Below are 16,995 nucleotides of genomic sequence, written 5' to 3' on the forward strand. Positions count from 1 at the left end.
TTATGTATACACTTACACTGCAAAATGAAGAAATTATAGAGGGAAAATATAATAGTTTATTAGATATATTCAATGATATATGGAACTCCTGTACCAAAGCAGCAGGTCACCTGTTTGCAATGGTACAGGCTTCCGCAAAGACCGTTAAGTCTGTTATAAGCGGTGATGCTACTGCAGCAATTGGGAATCCCGCAGAGAGAGCTGGGGAGCTCCTCGACAGATACGGTAACGCAATCCTGAGGACAGCCTACTCATATCTTCACAATATGAGCGACGCAGAGGATATCGTTCAGGATACACTTATTCAATACATAAGAAAGGCGCCGGCCTTTGAAAATGCAAATCATGAAAAGGCCTGGCTTTTAACAGTGGCAGCTAATCTTAGTAAAAACAAGATCGATTATAACAATGTCAGAAAAGCGGATGAGCTTTCTGAGGAGCTTGTTGCGGATAATAAGGAGGACCTTGCGTTCGTGTGGGATGCTGTCAAGCAGCTTCCGGAAAAGTACAGGGAGGTAATTCATCTTTTTTATCAGGAGGGTTATTCCACCAAGGATATAGCTGAGATATTAAAGAGGAATGAATCCACTGTTCGCTCCGACTTAAACCGCGGAAGGCAGCAGCTGAAAAATATTCTAAAGGAGGCGTATGACTTTGAGTAAGTATAATGAAGTTATGGAAAACATAGTCATTACTGACGAGATGCGTGCAAGACTCCTCGAGAATATTCAGAAGGAGGTTGCAGGAGATAACGCGGGTAATGACAACAAGGAAGGCGAAGGTGCCGGTAGCGAGCCGCTGAGCTTTCAGAAGGTAAACATCAATGACTTTGAAAAGAAGAAGGCTGAGAGTTCATCCGGAAAAATTATCAAATTTGTAGCAAGATATGGATCCAGGGTAGCTGTTTTTGCTCTCGTTATGCTTGGGGCTTACGGAGTAATAAGACTTGTGGGCGTTGATGGTCATAAGTCCATGGAAACAGCAGCACCTGCAGCCAGCGTTGAGATGGCCATGGAGGATACAGAAACTACGGATTCAGCAGATTACGCATACGATTCAGAGGCTACGGAGGAGACAGAGGAGTCATTTGCCTATGAGGATGCAGATGAATCTTCTGACAGCTTATTCGATGCAGAGGTTCCTATTTATGCAGGAAAAGAGGATGCGGCAGAAGAATCCGATAACTTGGGGGCATCTAAGAATTCGATAACGAATATTGATAAATCGAAGATAGAAGGTGCTAAATCGGATGATGTCGAAGCAGAGGCTGCTGAGGCAACCGAGATGGCTGCTGCTGAGAGCTCTGACGAGCTGACTGTTACTATGGCAGGCGATGTACTCTTACATACACCGGTGGCGGAGGCCGGAGAGGATACATCAGGCGATTACAATTTTGACTTCATATTCGATAAGACCAGGGATGAGATATCTGCAGCAGATATCGCCATTGTAAATCAGGAGGTTATCCTTGGAGGAGAGGACCTCGGAGTTACAGGCTATCCGTCATTTAACGCTCCCTACGAGCTTGGAGATTCTCTTGTAAAGGCAGGCTTTGACGTTATCTGTCATGCCACAAACCATGCTCTTGATAAGGGTAAGAAGGGAATCATAAATGCCTGCGAATTCTGGAAGAAGAACTATCCTGAAATAACGGTTGCAGGTATAAACGAGACCGAGGAAGAATATGATAAGGTAAGGATTGTTGAGAGAAATGGCATAAAGGTTGCGGTTCTTAACTATACCTACGGTACAAACGGAATATCACTTCCTTCAGATATGCCATACGCAGTGGACCTTCTTGAAGAGGATAAGGTTATTGCGGATCTTAAGTACGCAGAAGAAAATGCAGACTTTACAATCGTATGTCCTCACTGGGGAACTGAGTACGATCACAATATAGACAGTGTTCAGACTAAGTGGACTGAGATTTTCAGAGAAAATGGAGCTGACCTTGTAATCGGAACGCATCCTCATGTAATTCAGCCTATTGAGATGCTTAAGGACAGCGACGGCAAGATCACCAATAACCACGGCGACGGCGATATGCTGGTTTACTACTCAATCGGCAATTTTGTAAATTGGACATCCGGTACAGGAGATCAGGTCGCAGATCGCATGGTGGGCGGACTTGCTAATGTTAAGCTTGGCCGTGATGAAAACGGCGAGGTCTGCATAGATGACTACAGTATAAGAGCTATTGTATGCCATGTAGAGAGCGGAGCTGAGAACGTAACTGTTTATCCTTTGAATGAGTATACAGACTCTATGGCTGATAAGAATGAGATTGTTAGGCAGGATCCTGACTTCTCAAAGGTATACTGCGAGGCGCTCTGCAACGATATCTGGGGTGACCTATGGAAATAACAACACTTTGCTACATAGAAGATGATGGTAAATACCTGATGCTTCATCGTACGAAGAAAAAGAATGATATAAACGAGGGAAAATGGATTGCACCCGGCGGTCACTGCGAAAACGGTGAGAGCCCTGACGATTGTGTAAGGCGTGAGGTTTTGGAGGAGACAGGTCTTACACTTAAGTCAGTGAGGTTTAGAGGGATTGTTACCTTTTACTCCAAGGCAGCAGCCGGTGACAGAGATGAGCTTTACACAAAAGAAGAGAAGAGCCCTTTTAGCAATGATGTAACTGATTATATGTGCCTTTTTACATCTGACGATTTTGAAGGAACACTTATATCCTGCAATGAGGGGACACTCGAGTGGGTTTCCAGGGAAAGGATCCCTGAGCTTAATCTCTGGAAGGGAGATCTGATTTTCCTTGACCTTATAAAGAACCCCGAGCAGCCGTTTTTCTCGCTGAAGCTGACCTATGAGGGTGATAAGCTGACAGAAGCTGTGCTGGATGGAAAAGTAATAGAATAACAAATAAGTAACGCGCCTGATACAGAACAGTATCAGACGCGTTTTTTATGCAGGAGAATTCCTGCTTAGATAATTTATGAAGGAGTGCCGGAGGCAAGGTCTGCAAAATGCTCGTTTTCCGGAAGTGGATGGCGGAGCTCATTGAGCATTCGGAATTCGGAAGGCGTATAGCCTGTGCTTTTCCTGAAGGCTCTTGCGAATGCAGGACTGCTGGCAAAGCCTGACTGGTAGGCGATGTCTGTTATGGATACCTCCGGGTTTGACAGGAGCATCTGAGCATAGCCTATGCGCTTTTGCTGTAGGAACTGATAGAAGGTAGTTCCTGCGTAATCGTGAAAGATGCGGGCGAAGTGATATTTACTAAAGCCTGCATAGTCCGCGATGCTTTCTAACGAAATATCCTCAGTGAAGTGCTCAGACAGATAAGCACATACACTGCTAAGTGATATGCTGTTTTTTAATACCGCATCCTCTGAGCTGTGATCACCGCCCTGGAAGAGACTTAAGTTCTTGCCGGCGAGGGCTGTAAACTGCATGAGGATTGAATAAATCTCAAGCTCTCCGAAGGGCTCAAGTTCTGTAAAGGACATGAGACTGTGACCTGTGGTGCCTTCGCACATCTCTACAGGTGGCGCAGAGCCAAAGTAGATTTCTTTTATCTCGTCAATCCAGTTACAGAATTTTTTGTAAATATTGGGCGGGCAGGTTCTGGCCTGAATATGAAGAGCGGGAGACATGAGGCGGAAAGCCTTCTCTAGCTCCTTTAAAAGTGTGAGCCTTGAAAAATCTGCCTGAATGTAAACTCTTTCTCCGATACAGGTGGAGAATATCTCATGGATAACGGCAGGGCAGATAAGAAGAATATCACCCTCTTCAAGGTTGTAGGTCTGATTGGCACAGATAACCTTGTAATCACCCTCTTTTGCACATATGATCTCGACATCCGTATGCCAATGGGGAGGATAGTTGGTGTGCTCCTTATTGATGTACATACGGAGACTGGTATTTTTCTTGTGTTGAACGCTCTCCCGGGCACTTGCCATCTGCCTTTTCATATAGAAATCCCCCAACAAAACTCTTTTTTAACACAAGCAATATTGGAGCGTTCCAAAATTGCCATTTAATATAGAGCAATAGGTTGCTGTGTTAATACTTATTTTATAAATTATGGACATTATACCATATCAAAGTGGGAATAATGATGTAAAATCTGTCAAAATGCACATCACATATTTGGTTAGTATTAATCAAAGTGATAATATGCACATATAAAAGAGCAATTTTAGTAAAATGGATAGCAATTTTTTGTATGCAATAATTATCGGACTAATTTAACATTATATATAAAGAAACAGATAATTATTTTAGCAAGCTGGTATTTTCAGAATTAGGAGGTGGATTTACCGGCAAGCTTCTACGAAGGAGGTTTTGTATGAAGAAAAAGGTATTTGCTACATTTCTTGCAACAGCTCTGACTGTTACATCAATTGTAGGATGTGGGGGATCCACATCAACTCCGGCTCCGGCAGCTGGTGGCGACGACACAGCGAAGACCGAAGCGGCTGACACAACCACAGAAACATCTACAGAGGCTACCGAAGAGAAGGCTGATACTGCTGAAAGTACTGATTCCGCAGATGCTACTACGGATTCAGCAACCGGAAAACAGACCGATGGTAAGAATCTTCCGGAACTGACAACCGAGCCTTTGACAATTACTCTTTGGGACATCGCTACAGAGGATCCTGCTAAGAGTAATCAGGAAGGTGCTGTTCAGAGATTCATGGCTGATTATCCTAACATCACGGTTAATCAGGTTCATCAGCAGAACGATAACTACAAGCAGCAGCTGGTAGTTGCAATGAGTTCAGGACAGGCTCCCAACATGTACATCCACTGGGGTGGCGGCCCTATGGCTGAGTACTACAAGTCAGGTTTTGCTAATGATATCACTGATATGTATGCAAAATACGATCATCCTGATTTCATCGATGCAGCAGTAGCACAGTCAACCTATGACGGTAAGATGCTCGCTATTCCTTTCGGAGGACTTTCCGGATGCGATATCTTCTATAACAAGACAATTTTTGCTGAGCAGGGTATTGAAGTTCCTGAGACAATCGATGATCTTGAAGCAGCATGCGCTAAGCTTAAGGAAGCAGGCTATACACCTTTCGCACTTGCAAATGCATCCAAGTGGACAGGCTCCATGTACTACATGTATCTTGTAGCGCGTCACTCAGGTAACGATGAATTTGATGCAGCTTATACGCAGGAGAACGGCGGCTCATTCACAAGTCCCGCATTCATCTATGCAGCTGAGAAGATTCAGGATTGGGTAAAGAAGGGATATTTCCCGGATGGTGTTAACTCTCTTACAGCTGATGATAACCAGGATAGAGCACTCCTTTATGATGGCTCTGCGGCAATGATGCTTCACGGCTCATGGCAGGTAGCAGGTATCAGATCTGATAACGAAGAGTGGTACAACGAGAACATCGGCGTATTCCGTTTCCCTGAGGATTCAGAAGCTAAGGCTGCAGGCGTTCCTCAGAACGTAGAAATCGGAACAGCAATCGGTAACGGATTCTCCTTCAACTGCTTCAAGGAAGATGGTTCTGTAGACCAGGATATGCTTGATGCTTGCTATGTTTTGGCTACTCAGTACTTCAACGATGATACATACAACAAGATGCAGATGGATAGCGGAAATATTCCTTCCATTAAGGGATTTGATACACAGGTTGATGATCCTAACAATAAGGTTGTAGTTGACGTATTCTTCAACGCATCAAACGTACAGCTTTGGTATGACCAGTACCTTCCTGCATCTGTTACAGAAGTTCATAAGAACTGCATGACAGAGCTCTTTGGTCTTGAGAAGACTCCTGAGGAGATCGGACAGGAACAGGATGAAGCAATGCAGAAGGCTATTGCTGAACAGTAAGAAGTAAATATAAGTCTAAGCTGCGGCTGGATTTTAAAAAACCGCTGCCCGCAGGATAATCTATTCTGCGGGCAGTTTTTAGTAATCCTTTTGGTAATCACTTAGTGAGGCAAAGCAGAATATCTGCTTAAGGAAACAGGAAGGAGAGATATGGATAAAAGTAATAATATGGGGCTTGCTCAGGCGAAAGCAAGGAGTACGGCCAAGGCAGCAACAGTGTTCCTGCTACCGGCGCTCTTGCTAATCACAATTTTTATTGTGTATCCCGTTGTTGATACCTTTGTTATAAGCGGATACAAATGGAACGGAATATCGGCAGATAGAATATTTGTCGGCCTCGATAACTGGAAAGCGCTGTTGAAGGATGCAATGTTTTGGAAATCCTTTAAGCACAATCTGATCGTAATGGTATTCTCGATTCTTCTTCAGATTCCCATCGGAATGTTGCTTGCAACATTTCTGGATGCAGGTGGAAAGAAATTTAATATTTTTAAAATCATATGGTTCTTACCTTATCTTATGAGTTCAGTTGCTATCGCATTCCTTTTTATCTATGCGCTCGCAACAAACGGAGGAATTATTTCCTCTCTGGCAACAATTTTTAATGGAAAGAGAACTACAATTGACCTTTTGGGAACAGCTCCCAATGCACTTTACACAGTTATCGGTGTTATGGCATGGCAGTTTACTCCTTTTTATATGGTTTACTTCATCGCCGGATACGGAAACATCGATACTACTATTTATGAAGCGGCTGTAATAGATGGTGCAACAAGAGGGCAGTACATTCGCCTTATTGCGATACCTCTCCTTGGCCCTATTTTCAAGACAGCATGCACAATGTCCCTTATCGGATCACTGAAATATTTCGATATGATCTGGAACATGACCCAGGGCGGACCTTCAGGTTCTACAGAGCTTATGGCTACCTATATGTATAAGCTGTCATTCCAGCAGTTTAACATGGGCTACGGTTCCTGCGTAGCAGCCGGAATGTTCATTCTGATAACGGCTATAGCATTGCTCTTTAACAAAGTATTTAAGGTTAAGGAGGATTATTAATTATGAAGGGTAATCACAATATAAACGACTCTACCATGGCAGTCGATATAAACAGTCTCGGAAAATCAAATGATGCTGATTATCGCATATCCAAGATTAAATCAAGGATTGCGTGGACAATAGCATTTATTTTTGCAATTATACAGCTGGTGCTGACGCTTACACCATTTTTCTTTATGATAATGAATTCGTTCCGTAAGCAGTTCGACATGTTGCAGCAGGGTGTATTCCATCTTCCGGATCCCTGGTATTTCAATAACTATGTTGAAGTTGTTACACACGGATTTTTCGGATATTTTTTCCGAAGTGTAATAGTTGTTGCGATATCACTTGTGCTGATGCTTATTATTTCAGCCTTCGCAGCATATCCGCTTGCAAGAATGAGTTTTAAGCTGAATGCTCTGATTTACGCAATGATCGTAGCTATGATGGCAGTGCCTATGCATGTAACTTTGATTCCGATTTTCAAGCTTACAACATCTATTGGATTCTATGATTCACTTAAGGCACTTATCGGACCTTATGTAGCATTTGCTCTTCCGATGTCAGTTTTCATTCTTACGGCATTTATGAAAACAATACCGAGAGAGATTGAAGAATCTGCGGAAATTGATGGCTGTAACCGCTATCAGAATTTCTTTAAGATGATTCTTCCTTTATCAAAATCAGGACTGTCAACACTGGCAATATATAACGGTGTTTCAATGTGGAATGAGTTTGCTTTTGCAAATACTCTGATAATCAGTCCTCAGAATAAGACACTTCCTCTTGCACTTGGACAGTTTAAGGGCGAGCATTCAATGGATATACCGATTATTTTGTCGGTTCTGACTTTATCGGTACTTCCGATGATTACACTGTTCATTGTGTTCCAGGATAAACTTGTTAAAGGTATGATGGCAGGAGCGGTTAAGGGATGAAAAAAGACAAGAAATTAAGAATGACATTTGACGAAAAAGCTAAGAAAATTGTTGGGAAGTTGACCTTGGAGCAGAAGGTAAGTCTCATGGCAGGAAATATTGATGCCACTTCCATGAAAGAGAGCGAAATCATGGAGCTTGTCCTCGGAACAGAGGAGGGTGCTCATTATAACGTAAAGCCCTACGAAGCAGGCGGCCTTCCGGAGCAGGGCGTTCCGCCTATGAAATTTGTTGACGGGCCAAGAGGCGTTGTTTGTGGTAACAATCAGTCGACCTGTTTTCCTGTTTCCATGGCGAGAGGTGCGACCTTTAATCCTGCGCTTGAGGAGGAGATTGGACATGCCATCGGGCAGGAGGTAAGAGCCTTTGGCGGAAACCTTTTTGCAGGTGTATGTATCAATCTTCCGTATAATCCCGGATGGGGCCGAAGCCAGGAGACCTATGGTGAGGAGACCTACCAGATAGGAAGAATGGGTGCTTCACTTGTTAAGGGTGTCCAGAGCGAAGATGTTATGGCGTGTGTGAAGCACTTTGCTTTTAATGACATGGAAAATGCCAGATTCAAGGTTAGTGTAACCTGCGATCAGAGAACGGAGCAGGAGGTTTATCTGCCGCACTTTAAGGACTGCGTGGACGCAGGCTGTGCAAGCATAATGAGCTCCTACAACCGCTACAACGGTGTACAGTGTGGTCACCACAAATATCTCTTAAGTCAGGTGCTTAAGAAGGAGTGGGGCTTTGACGGCTTTGTAATGTCCGATTTCTGCTGGGGTGTTCTTGATACTGTTGAAGCTGCCAACGGCGGTCAGGATATGGAGATGCTGTGGACACAGTTCTTTGGTAAGAGGCTTGTTCAGGCTGTTAAGGATGGATTTGTTCCGGAGAGCAGAATTGATGATGCAGCTATCAGAATTGTCCGCACGATTCTCGCCTTTGATAAGGATCATAAAGAGTACGATATGTCAGTTGTGGGAAGTAAGGAGCATATCGAGCTTGCAAAGAGAGCAGCTGAAGAAGCAATCACTCTTGTGAAGAATAAAAATGTTCTTCCTCTTGCCAAGAACATTAAGAAGATAGCTGTAGTTGGAAAACTGGCTGATGCTGAGGTTATCGGTGATCAAGGCTCCAGCTGGGTCAGACCTCCTTATGTAAAGACACCTCTTCAGGGTATTAAGGAAGCAGTTCCATCGGCTGAGATTTTGTATGCGGATGGCTCCGACCTAGCAGAGGTAAAGAAGGCTGCTTCTGAAGCAGATGCTGTTATCTATGTTGTTGGATATAATCATGATGACGAAGGTGAGTTCATTTCAACAGACACCTCTGATAACTACACAGGAGCTATCGGTGGTGACAGAAAGAGAGGACTTGGACTTCATGATGAGGATGTGAAGCTCCTTCAGGAGACAGGAGATGTTAATGAAAAGTCTGTTGTTGTTCTGATCGGCGGAAACATGATCATGATGACAGACTGGATTGATAAGGTGAATTCGGTTCTTATGGCTTATTATCCCGGAATGGAGGGCGGCACAGCCCTTGCGGAAATTCTCTTTGGAGATGTAAATCCTTCCGGAAAGCTTCCGTTTGTTGTACCGGTTTCTGAGGAAGATCTTCCTCATGTGGACTGGGAGGCAACAGACCAGTATTACGAATATTATCATGGCTACACAAGACTTGATAAAAATGGCGTAAAGCCGCTTATACCTTATGGATTTGGCCTTAGCTATACCAACTTCAGGTTCGAGGATCCCGAGGCTGAGATTCAGGGAGATGAGCTTGTGGCATCTGTCAAGGTTACAAACACAGGCGACCGTGAAGGTAAAGAGGTTGTTCAGCTCTATGTGGGATTTGAGAATTCCGCAGTTGATCGTCCCATAAGACAGCTTCGCGGATTTGAGAAGATATCTCTTAAGGCAGGCGAGTCAAAGGTTGTAACCGTTAAGACTCCTCTTGAGAAGCTTAAGTGGTACAATCCTGTTTACAGAGAGTGGCAGCTTGAGAGAATGAAATACAAGATTTATCTTGGAAATAGTGAAGCACTTGATGATCTTGTTTACACAAGTATAGTGCTGTAAGACGATAATAACTTTATTAAAAAATGGGGCAGATTATAAAATCTGCTCCATTCCTATTTTGTAGGGTGTCATGCCTAGGGATTCATAGAATTTCATTGCGCCTTCGTTACAGTTCCAGACATTTAAGGTGACGTTGTAGTAGTTATTTTCCTTTGCCCACTTTATAACATAGTCGTAGATCGTTTTGCCAACATGCTGGCCTCTGCAGTTTTCATTAACACAGATATCATCGATGTACAGGGTCTTGATATCAGTGAGGAGATTACTGCCGATGTGCTGCTGATGAACGCAGAAGGCGTAGCCCTGCATGGTATCGGAATCATCAACTGCAGCGAAGATGGGACGGGTCTCATCCTTTAAGATTTCCTTTAATTCATCGCCGGTGTATTTTGTGGCTTTTTTGAAAAGATCCGGACGACCTATATGGTGAACCAGATTTACCTGTCTTAAGAGCTCAAGCATCTGAGGAATGTCTTTTTCATTAGCGCGTCTGATATTCATGGGAATGTGACCTCCGATTTGTGATAATATTATGTAATACGAACATTATAAATGAATAAACCCTGGATTTCTAATACAAAAAAGAAAAACTTAGGAATAGATATAGAAAGAATTCCAATATGAATAAAGTAAACTACGCAAAAGAGCTTGAAAAGAAAATACAACAGTTCCAGAAGGAAGGCAGATACCCAAAACTCCTTCTGCATGCCTGCTGCGCGCCCTGTTCATCCTACTGCCTCGAGTACCTTAGGCAGTACTTTGACATCACGGTGTTTTTTTACAACCCGAATATCATGAATGATCCTGAATATGTAAAGCGTGTAGAGGAGGAAAAGCGCCTTATTGCTGAGTACAACAGACAGGTTGAAGAAGGTAATTTCGAGGGAATGCATTCCGATGCGTCCGCCAGGAAAATTGAAATTATCGAGGGTGACCACAATGTGGCAGACTTCCTGAAGGCTGTTAAAGGTTTGGAGAAATGCCCTGAGGGCGGAGACAGATGTACGAAGTGCTTTGAGCTTCGACTTGAAGAATCTGCGAAGATTGCAAAAGAGCATGGCTTTGAGTTTTTTACAACGACTCTTACAATTTCACCTCTTAAGGATGCAGAGAGACTTAACAGAATCGGAAGCGAGATGGGAGATAAATATGGGGTCAGTTTTCTTCCTTCGGACTTTAAGAAAAAGGAAGGTTATAAGAGGTCTATAGAGCTGTCTCACATGTTTGATCTTTACAGGCAGGATTTCTGCGGATGCGAGTTTTCAAGGCAGGAGAGACTAAGCCAGACTCAGAACATTCAGAAATCTGATGTAGATATATCAGTCATAGGTGCAGCGGTCATGGACGTCCTTGCAGGACCTGTAAATCCTGGAGTCTTTGATATCGGATCAATGCCGATGGAGTTTATAAGGACATCATTTGGGGGAGATGCTCTGAATGAAGCCGTTGTGTTATCGAGACTTGGTAAGAAAACTGAGCTGATTACAAGACTTGGCACGGATGAAGCAGGAGACAGAACCAAGGTATTTCTTAATGATAATGGAGTGTCAACGGAGCGCTCGGCAATTTCAGATGAATTCCCGTCATCTGTGAATATAGTTCTTGTTGATGAAAAGGGTGAGCGTTTTTTCTTAACTGACCCTAAGAGCTGCCTAAGGAAGCTCTCGGAAGAAGATATATTGGCGCATGCCGATAGCCTTGGCGGGATTGTGAGCTTTGCAAGCATATTTGTATCACCGGTTCTTGGTATTCCTGCGATGGAGAGGGTATTTAAGGCGATTAAGAATGGCAGTGATTCCAAAAGGACACTACTTACCGACATGACAAAGCCTAAGAAGGGTGAGAAGCTAAGTGACATTGCGTGCTTTCTTCCTTATATAGATTATTATCTTGCAAATGAGGATGAAATCGCGATGCTTACTGACTGCAGGGATGCTAAGGAAAACGCAGGGAAGGTAGTTGCTGCAGGTGCTGGATGCGCCGTAATTAAGCGGGGAAGTAAGGGATGTCTTATTAAAACAGCAGATAAATGCTATGAGATTCCTGCGTATCCCGATTGTAAGATGATAGATTCTACCGGAGCAGGGGACAGCTTCGCGGCGGGCTTTTTATATGGCTTATCAGAAGGCTATTCTTTGGATGACTGCGGATGCTTTGCCTGTGCTGTTGCATCATGTGCTGTTGAGAAGGTGGGTGGCTCTGAAGGAATAGATTCAGCAGATGAGCCACTTAAGAGATATAAAGTTCTTAAAGGAATGAGTCATGAATAATACCTTTGATAAGATCTACGAGATTGTAAAGAAGATTCCAAAGGGGAAGGTTGCAACCTACGGACAGATAGCTATGCTTGCCGGAAACAGAAGGTGGAGCAGAGTTGTAGGCTATGCTCTTCATGTAAATCCTGATCCTGAGCACATTCCATGCTACAGAGTTGTTAATCGTGAGGGCAGGGTGTCCTCAGCCTTTGCCTTTGGCGGCGAGAATATTCAGATAAAAATGCTGGAGGCAGATGGAATAGAATTTGTTGATGAGACACATGTGGACGTTGACAGGTTCTTATGGCACCCTGGGATGGATGATGAGTGAGGATGAAAAAGCCCTAAATGGGAACGATTTGCGGACATTTTAAACAAATTTCCCCATTTTTAAATATTTGTGATAGAATGCATAAGTAAAATATAGAAATAATTTACATATATATAGGAAGGAAGATTACTTTGGAAAAAATCTTAGAGTTAATTTCAAAAGAAGTATCTGCTGCTTTTGAGGCAGCCGGTTTTGATGCAGAGCTTGGAAAGGTTACTCTTTCTAACCGCCCTGACCTCTGTGAATATCAGTGCAACGGAGCAATGGCAGGAGCCAAGAAGTATGGCAAGGCACCTTTCATGATTGCTGATGCTGTTGCTGAAAAGCTTCAGGGAAGTGAGATCTTTTCATCAGTAGAATCCGTTAAGCCCGGATTCCTTAACCTTAAGGTGAGTGAAGATTTCGTAAGAAGCTACATCGTAAAAATGCTTCACGAGCATCACTTCGGCGTGAAGACACCTCTTCATGCGCCTAATTTCATGATCGATTACGGCGGACCGAACGTTGCTAAGCCCCTTCACGTTGGACACCTTCGTTCAGCAGTTATCGGAGAGAGCTTAAAGAGAATCCTTAAGTATGCAGGCTACAAGGTAACAGGCGACATTCATCTCGGTGACTGGGGACTTCAGATGGGACTCATCATCACTGAGCTTAAAAAGCGCCAGCCTGATCTTCCTTATTTTGATAAAGACCACAAGGGACAGTATCCCAAGGAAGCTCCTTTCACAATCAGTGAGCTCGAGGAAATTTATCCTGCAGCAAGTGCAAAGTCAAAAGAGGACGAGGCTTTCAAGGCTGAGGCTATGGAAGCAACAAAACTTCTTCAGGATGGCGATAAGGGATATCGTGCACTTTGGCACCACATCCTTAACGTGTCTGTAAATGACCTTAAGAAAAACTATAAGAACCTGAACGTTGACTTCGACCTTTGGAGAGGTGAGTCTGACGTGCACGAAGTAATCCCCGGAATGGTTGATTACATGAAGCAGCACGGCTACGCACACGAGAGCCAGGGTGCCCTTGTTGTTGACGTTGCTGAGGAAACTGATACAAAGGAAATTCCGCCCTGCATGATTCTTAAGTCAGACGGAGCTTCTCTTTACAATACAACTGACCTTGCTACAATCCAGCAGAGAATGGAAGAGTTCAAGCCTGAGGGACTTATCTACGTAGTTGATAAGCGCCAGGAGCTTTATTTCACACAGGTATTCCGCTGCGCTAGAAAGACAAAGCTTGTTCTTCCTGAGACAGAGCTTCATTTCGTAGGCTTTGGTACCATGAACGGCAAGGACGGCAAGCCCTTCAAGACAAGAGAGGGCGGTGTTATGCGTCTTGAGAAGCTTATCGCTGAGATCGATGAGCAGATGTACAGCCGTATCAAGGAAGGCAACCAGGATATCGATGATACTGAGGCAAAGGATACAGCCCACAAGGTTGCTCTTGCAGCTATCAAGTACGGAGACCTTTCAAACCAGCCTTCAAAGGATTACATTTTCGATATAGATAAATTCACATCCTTCGAGGGAGACACAGGTCCGTACATCCTTTACACAATGGTTCGTATTAAGTCTATCCTCTCCAAATATGAAAAAGAGGGTGGAAATGTAAAGGAAGCACTTCTTAGAAACGCTGAGTCTGCAGATGAAAAGAACCTTATGCTTCTTATCACACGCTTTGCAGATGCAGTTGAGAGTGCAGCAAGAGACCTTATGCCCAACAGAATCTGTGCATATATCTACGAGCTTTCAAACGCACTCAACAGCTTCTATCACTCAACAAAGATCCTTACAGAGGCTGACGAGGAGAAGAAGAGCGGATATATCGCACTCCTCAATGTGACACTTAAAGTGTTGGAAACAGGAATTGATTTACTTGGATTCTCAGCACCTGACAGAATGTAATCTGGAAACTCTGGGATTATTTATAAAAATTAAGCCCTACTGAAATCTAGGGTTCATGGAAATTCAAAGTCGTCAAGTACGAAATATGAATGGGGTATTTCATATTTTGTATTCTTGGCGGCTTTGTTTTGTTATATACTAATACGGCATGTTTAATTATGACTGTTAGTCAGTATTATTATAGAGTAATAAATTTGGGAGGAATAATGTATGAAGATTGCGATGCCTAAGAGGGTGTTGTCGTTAACAATGGCTCTTGCCATGTCTGTTTCACTGTTACCTGCTTTTGGTGGTTCTATGACTGTCAGTGCTGCATGCAGTTCAAAGACAATAACAGGTCTTGGAACAGGTTCTATTGCTAATCCTGTTAAGGGAAGCGGTCAGTGGAACTATGTGTATTATGGTAAATATGATGACGAGAGCGTGAAGTACAGAGTACTTGATGTGGATTCAAGTGATTATGGCAGTAAGGAGACAATGCTCCTTGATTGTGATAATGTGCTTTATATGTTAAAGCCCGGAAGTAAGACAGGACTCCTTGAAGACTTGAATGATCAGGGCTTTTTGGACCATGATGGAGTTTTTACTGATGCAGAAAGACTTTCTATAGCATTAAGTAAGAAGGATGCCAGATCTCAGACGGATGGAGTTGGTGATACGGGTGCTTTTGAACAGTTGAGGGGAAGCAAGATTTTTGCGCTTGATCCTGCAGAAGCAACAAATACAACTTATGGATATAGAAACAGCGCTACGGAATTACTTATTGAAAGCAATAGAAAAAAGAGAACTTTGAAGGGCAACAACCTCGAAAAATGGTGGCTTCGCCTTGATAAGGATTCAGAGCTAACGGATAAAGTAAAGAAGAAGCTTTATGTTATAGATTACGATGGAGATATTGAAACTGAGTACACTACAAGAGCTTCAGGTGTGAGTCCCGCTTTTAATGTAGAACGCTCATCAATTCTGTTTTCTTCACTTGTAAGCAGTAATACATATAAGCTTACTCTTATTGATCCTGCCTTAGGCACTATGGAAAATGTAAAGTGTGAGACTAATGGTAATATTGCAAGGATCAGTTTTAAGTATCCGCAGACATCCTATAATGAGAATTTATCTTTTTCGGTAGTTCTTCTTAAGGATAGATATGAAGCGGGAATGACAGTAAGAAACACATCTGATTTCGCTTATATACCTGTTGATGTCACCAGCACTACACAGCAGGGAAGTGGCAACAAAAAATACAATTATGTTGAAGGAACATTCACAATTCCCAGCAGATATGAGAATTTGCAATTTCCCTATCTTGTAAGTGAGAAGATTGGAGAAGCTACAGAAACTGACTATGCAAGTGCTCCGAAATACTTTGATCTTAATAGTGGTAAGCATGATCATACATGGGAAATAGAGTATATCGCTGCAGGCGATGATAATGCTACTATCAAATGCAAAGATTGTGGTGAAAAGTATAAAGTAACAATTGTTGCTACCGGAAAAGAATATGGTGAAAAGCCTTCTGTAAAGGTAAATACTTCAAAGGACCTTCCTGATGAGATTACTGTAAGTGATGTTATTTACAGAGACCGAGACGGAAATGAAATTGATGAATCAGAAGTTACCGAGGTAGGAAAATACACTGCAGTTGCTGTTATCAGTGTGAAAAATGTAGATGGTAGTGAGCAGACAGAGGAGATTGCCAACGATTTTCAGACTCTACCGATAGTTCTTCTTCCTTCAATGGTTAAGCTGAGTGAGGAGAGATACATCTATGATGGAACTGCCAAGACTCCCGAAGTAACAGTAACTGTAAAGGGTAAGGAACTCAATAAAGATGAATACGAAGTTGAGTATAAGAATAACGTTGAACCCGGTATTGCAACAGCAGTAGTTTCACCGCTTAGTTCAAATTATACTGAGAAGGTTACAAATTCCTTCCGCATCGTAACTCAGGAACAGGCAGATAAAGAGGATAAAGTCAAAGATAAGATCGACGAAAAGCGAAAAGACGATGACAAAGACAAGGAAGATAAGGATTTAATTGACAAGCTTGAAGATAAGTACAAGGACAAAACTAAATCCGATGATAAATCTTCAAACAATAAGAAAGACGAAAAGAACCAGGTTGTAATGGTTAATAGCGCTGTACGACATAATGTGGGCGAGGTTCTGACAGGCCTTGGCGACACATACGTTGTTACCTCAGATGATGACACAGATTTAACTGTCAGATTTGAGAAGGCAAGATCAGAAACAGTAAGCAGTGTAACCATTCCATCAACAATTACTGTTGATGGTAACGAGTACAGAGTTACAGAGATTGCTGCTAATGCGTTCGAAGGCAATAAAAAGCTCAAGAAGGTTACAATCGGTGAGAATATTGAGAAGATAGGTGAGAAGGCATTCTACAAGTGTAAAAAGCTTAAGAAGGTAAAGATTGAGACAACATATCTGAAAAAGGATAGAGTCGGTAAGAAGGCTTTCAAGAAGATACATAAGGAAGCCAAGGTAATCGTACCTGAGAATAAGCTTAAATCATATAAAAAGCTCCTTAAGTCCAGAGGAATTAACGGAGATTCACAGAAAATCACTGATTAAAATGAAAAGGGAAGTCCATTTTGTGGGCTTCCC

At 42.8% G+C, this 16,995-nt stretch carries 12 protein-coding genes and 2 pseudogenes; 12 read left to right on the forward strand and 2 right to left on the reverse strand.

Annotated features, from left to right (window positions below; all coding sequences use genetic code 11):
* The first annotated feature begins 2 nt into the window (after positions 1-2).
* From G587_RS0119745 to G587_RS0119755, 3 genes are read left to right on the forward strand one after another with little or no spacing between them, the layout of a single operon-like run.
* Complete coding sequence (locus G587_RS0119745; RefSeq protein WP_242830117.1) at positions 3-662, forward strand: RNA polymerase sigma factor; 660 nt, start codon at positions 3-5, stop codon at positions 660-662.
* Entirely contained in the window at positions 655-2,364 is a 1,710-nt protein-coding gene (locus tag G587_RS26415; RefSeq protein WP_051201180.1) for a CapA family protein, read from the forward strand. Before G587_RS0119745 ends, G587_RS26415 begins: the two co-directional genes overlap by 8 nt.
* Positions 2,355-2,882, forward strand: coding sequence for an NUDIX hydrolase (locus G587_RS0119755; protein WP_026493654.1), 528 nt, complete (start codon positions 2,355-2,357; stop codon positions 2,880-2,882). The genes G587_RS26415 and G587_RS0119755 overlap by 10 nt, the downstream gene beginning before the upstream one ends.
* A 74-nt stretch (positions 2,883-2,956) precedes the next feature.
* On the opposite strand, the gene G587_RS24815 is transcribed toward G587_RS0119755, so the two are convergent.
* A complete protein-coding gene (locus tag G587_RS24815) occupies positions 2,957-3,937 on the reverse strand; it encodes an AraC family transcriptional regulator (protein WP_051201181.1) in 981 nt (326 codons plus the stop codon).
* Between the two features lie 377 nt (positions 3,938-4,314).
* On the opposite strand from G587_RS24815, the gene G587_RS23740 reads away from it, so the two are divergent.
* The 4 genes from G587_RS23740 (at position 4,315) to G587_RS0119780 (ending at position 9,883) form a co-directional block, all read left to right on the forward strand.
* Entirely contained in the window at positions 4,315-5,829 is a 1,515-nt protein-coding gene (locus G587_RS23740) for an extracellular solute-binding protein (protein ID WP_051201182.1), read from the forward strand.
* Between the two features lie 150 nt (positions 5,830-5,979).
* Positions 5,980-6,891 carry a carbohydrate ABC transporter permease gene (locus G587_RS0119770; RefSeq protein WP_051201183.1) on the forward strand — a complete coding sequence of 304 codons (912 nt, stop codon included), beginning with the start codon at positions 5,980-5,982 and terminating at the stop codon, positions 6,889-6,891.
* A gap of 2 nt (positions 6,892-6,893) precedes the next feature.
* Positions 6,894-7,811 carry a carbohydrate ABC transporter permease gene (locus G587_RS0119775; protein WP_242830118.1) on the forward strand — a complete coding sequence of 306 codons (918 nt, stop codon included), beginning with the start codon at positions 6,894-6,896 and terminating at the stop codon, positions 7,809-7,811.
* Positions 7,808-9,883: a beta-glucosidase family protein gene (locus G587_RS0119780; RefSeq protein ID WP_026493657.1), complete on the forward strand. Its 2,076-nt coding sequence runs from the start codon at positions 7,808-7,810 to the stop codon at positions 9,881-9,883. The genes G587_RS0119775 and G587_RS0119780 overlap by 4 nt, the downstream gene beginning before the upstream one ends.
* A gap of 33 nt (positions 9,884-9,916) precedes the next feature.
* On the opposite strand, the gene G587_RS0119785 is transcribed toward G587_RS0119780, so the two are convergent.
* A complete protein-coding gene (locus G587_RS0119785; protein ID WP_026493658.1) occupies positions 9,917-10,384 on the reverse strand; it encodes a GNAT family N-acetyltransferase in 468 nt (155 codons plus the stop codon).
* 119 nt (positions 10,385-10,503) lie between these two features.
* Between G587_RS0119785 and G587_RS26915 the strand changes: the two are divergent.
* The 5 genes and pseudogenes from G587_RS26915 to G587_RS0119805 form a co-directional block, all read left to right on the forward strand.
* Positions 10,504-11,160: pseudogene (locus G587_RS26915) on the forward strand (epoxyqueuosine reductase QueH); the annotation flags it as partial.
* 51 nt (positions 11,161-11,211) lie between these two features.
* Positions 11,212-12,153 (forward strand): annotated as a pseudogene (locus G587_RS26920) (carbohydrate kinase family protein); the annotation flags it as partial.
* Positions 12,146-12,469 carry an MGMT family protein gene (locus G587_RS0119795; protein ID WP_026493659.1) on the forward strand — a complete coding sequence of 108 codons (324 nt, stop codon included), beginning with the start codon at positions 12,146-12,148 and terminating at the stop codon, positions 12,467-12,469. The pseudogene G587_RS26920 and the gene G587_RS0119795, both read left to right, overlap by 8 nt.
* Positions 12,470-12,600: 131 nt before the next feature.
* The gene (gene argS / locus G587_RS0119800; protein WP_026493660.1) at positions 12,601-14,370 is read left to right on the forward strand and encodes an arginine--tRNA ligase; all 1,770 of its coding nucleotides are present in this window, start codon (positions 12,601-12,603) and stop codon (positions 14,368-14,370) included.
* Positions 14,371-14,580: 210 nt separating this feature from the next.
* A complete protein-coding gene (locus G587_RS0119805) occupies positions 14,581-16,962 on the forward strand; it encodes a leucine-rich repeat protein (protein ID WP_026493661.1) in 2,382 nt (793 codons plus the stop codon).
* Positions 16,963-16,995 lie beyond the last annotated feature (33 nt).

Source organism: Butyrivibrio sp. XPD2002, assembly GCF_000423945.1.
In the GTDB taxonomy this organism is placed as follows: domain Bacteria; phylum Bacillota; class Clostridia; order Lachnospirales; family Lachnospiraceae; genus Butyrivibrio.

Coding starts and splice junctions, on each gene's coding strand:
- G587_RS0119785 (WP_026493658.1), bottom strand. CDS start 10,384: ATGAATATCAGACGCGCTAATGAAAAAGACATTCCTCAGATGCTTGAG.
- G587_RS0119795 (WP_026493659.1), top strand. CDS start 12,146: ATGAATAATACCTTTGATAAGATCTACGAGATTGTAAAGAAGATTCCA.
- G587_RS0119770 (WP_051201183.1), top strand. CDS start 5,980: ATGGATAAAAGTAATAATATGGGGCTTGCTCAGGCGAAAGCAAGGAGT.
- G587_RS0119775 (WP_242830118.1), top strand. CDS start 6,894: ATGAAGGGTAATCACAATATAAACGACTCTACCATGGCAGTCGATATA.
- G587_RS0119805 (WP_026493661.1), top strand. CDS start 14,581: ATGAAGATTGCGATGCCTAAGAGGGTGTTGTCGTTAACAATGGCTCTT.
- G587_RS0119780 (WP_026493657.1), top strand. CDS start 7,808: ATGAAAAAAGACAAGAAATTAAGAATGACATTTGACGAAAAAGCTAAG.
- G587_RS0119745 (WP_242830117.1), top strand. CDS start 3: ATGTATACACTTACACTGCAAAATGAAGAAATTATAGAGGGAAAATAT.
- G587_RS23740 (WP_051201182.1), top strand. CDS start 4,315: ATGAAGAAAAAGGTATTTGCTACATTTCTTGCAACAGCTCTGACTGTT.
- G587_RS0119755 (WP_026493654.1), top strand. CDS start 2,355: ATGGAAATAACAACACTTTGCTACATAGAAGATGATGGTAAATACCTG.
- G587_RS24815 (WP_051201181.1), bottom strand. CDS start 3,937: ATGAAAAGGCAGATGGCAAGTGCCCGGGAGAGCGTTCAACACAAGAAA.